Source organism: Nocardia sp. 852002-20019_SCH5090214, from assembly GCF_001665865.1.
Taxonomy (GTDB): Bacteria; Actinomycetota; Actinomycetes; order Mycobacteriales; family Mycobacteriaceae; genus Nocardia; species Nocardia nova.
On record NZ_LZMK01000116.1, the window covers coordinates 1 to 523 of the forward strand.

Annotated in this window: 1 protein-coding gene; it reads left to right on the top strand. The window is 70.9% G+C overall.

The genetic code is table 11. The annotated features are described in order from the left end of the window. Positions 1–523 (top strand): type IV secretory system conjugative DNA transfer family protein (locus A5780_RS09480; protein ID WP_197521710.1); only part of this gene is annotated, 523 nt, incomplete at both ends.

Sequence of the window (523 nt, forward strand, 5' to 3'; positions counted from 1 at the left end):
GGCCACCGCCGCACTGGGCACCCTCGTCGGCGGCGGGCTGGCGACGGTGGCCGCGACCGCGATCGGTGTGCGGTGGGCGTGTCGCAAGTGTGTGGCCGCGCGTGCCGAGCGCCGTTACCGCAAGGGCCGTCCCGCCCATGTCGCGCTGGGCAAGGGCCTGAGCAAGGCGGATCGGCAGCCGATCGACGAGCGCGCCAAGTACATGGGTCGTGGCCGCGAGCTCGATGATCTGTGCTGGGACGCGGTGCGCGCCAAGGCATCCAGCCTGGGTGTGAAGCTGGATGCGGGTCAGGCGCCGGGTGTGCTGATCGGCCGTGCGGTCACCGATGGCCGCGAGTTGTGGGGCAGCTTCGAGGATCTTCATCTCGACATCTGGGGCCCGCGCTCGGGTAAGACCACCTGCCGGGTGATCCCGGCGATCATGGACGCCCCGGGCGCGGTGGTGGCCACCAGCAACAAGCGCGATGTCGTGGACGCCACGCGCGGGCATCGGGCGACGGTCGGCGAGATCTGGGTGTTCGAT